The 1,697-nt window shown below is 66.2% G+C and carries 1 protein-coding gene; it reads left to right on the forward strand.

Annotation, left to right across the window (positions count from 1 at the left end; genetic code table 11):
* Window positions 1–764: 764 nt before the first annotated feature.
* Window positions 765–1,661: a sulfite exporter TauE/SafE family protein gene (locus tag HKK72_RS38990; RefSeq protein WP_187239391.1), complete on the forward strand. Its 897-nt coding sequence runs from the start codon at window positions 765–767 to the stop codon at window positions 1,659–1,661.
* Window positions 1,662–1,697: the final 36 nt, after the last annotated feature.

Raw genomic sequence — 1,697 nt, forward strand, 5'->3', positions numbered from 1 at the left:
TGCATGCCGCATTGTCGCCGAACAGCGATTTCGGCATGAGCGTCATCACTTTAGTTCAGCGACGGCCGACGCTCTTCTTCAGTAAATCTGCGAGCCCCAGGAATTCTGCGAGCCGCGACGGGTATTGCCCATGCGGCCCCTTCCGGGCCCGCCTCTCCCCCGCATCGTCTCGATGCGAGATGCCGCGAATGAACCGGCCGACGGCGACGCTCTGTGGTCACGCTCCGACCGGTCCCGGCATCAGCGGCCACAACGGCCTCAAGCGCCTCAGAGCCGCCGGAATGACTCGCCTGCACCGTTGGTCTCTCGGCTGACCCATGTGCGAGTCGCCGGCCGCTGGCCCGAATCACACCTGCTCAGCGGCCGAAGTGGGCTGCAAGGTATGAGCAAGGTTCTCATCAAGGTGCAGCGCGCATCCTGACTTTCAGGCGACGAATCTCGCCTGCGGAGTCGAAGACTGGGCCGGGAGAGAGCTGCAGACGCAATGTCACGTTCTGAATCGCACCCGATGCGGATCACGCACTCAGCACCTGTCAATGGCGATTTGAAGAGAGTGCATGACAACGCTCGGGTTGTCAACCGTATGACGCAGGACAACCGATTCAGCGGGACCGCGGACCTCTCCGAAGACCTCGATCCGCTCATGAATCTCGATGAGAGGTTGCCATGAGGCTGACGGAACCAATCATGGATGAGGAACGCGCGCGGGTCCCCGAAGCACAGCGGATGAGTGTCATCGCCCTTGCGTCGCCTTGGATCCAGCCGTGACCTGGGCGGACATGGTCTTTCTCGTGATCGCGGGCGTGGCCGCCGGCGCGCTCAACACGATCGTGGCCGGTGGATCACTGATCAGCTTCCCCGCCTTGATCTGGCTGGGATACCCGCCCGTGTGGGCCAACGTCATCAACAGCCTGGGGTTGCTGCCCGGCGGGATCTCCGGCGCCTACGGATACCGCACGCACCTGCCCAGAAATCCCAGGCTCCTAGCGAAGATCACCGTCGTGGCCGTCGTCGGTGCTCTCATAGGCAGCACCCTGCTTCTCACCCTGCCGGCCAGATTGTTCACGGTGGCCGCGCCGGCGCTCATCCTCGCGGCCTCGGTCCTGGTCGCCGTTCAGCCGCTCATGATCCGCCGCGCCGCGCGGGCGACGCTGCCGCCGCATGAGCCCGTGTCCCGTCCAGCCGTGGTCCTCGTCAAGACCGCGTCGGGACCGCCTGATGCCGAGGTGCGCCCCGATCCCCCGGCCGCCGATCCGGCCCACCACGCCTCCGCCGCGAAGCCGCGGCCGGCGGGCCGCCGTCGCCGCCTGGGACCGTGGGCGCTGATGCTGGCCACCAGCGTCTACGGGGGCTACTGGGTGGTCGCCCTCGGGGTGATGTTGTTCTCGGTGTTCAACGCGACGTTCCCTCGCACGTCGCTCCAGCAGATCAACGCTCTGAAGATCCTCACTGCGGCGACGATCAACGTGACGGGGACCGTGGTCTTCGTCGCTACCGGTCATCTGCTGCCGGTGTGGGAGCCGGTGTTGCTGCTCGGCGGCGGCGCGGTGTTCGGCGGCTGGCTCGGTGCCGTGCTCGGCAAGCGAATAGAACCCACGTATCTGCGGACGCTCGTGTTCGTGACCGGACTGTGCTCGGCCGGCTGGCTCGTCACCACCTGACGAACCGGCTCGTCGCCTCGCCGACTGTCCGCCCAC

The organism is Actinomadura sp. HBU206391 (assembly GCF_014323665.1).
Classification (GTDB): Bacteria; Actinomycetota; Actinomycetes; order Streptosporangiales; family Streptosporangiaceae; genus Actinomadura_C.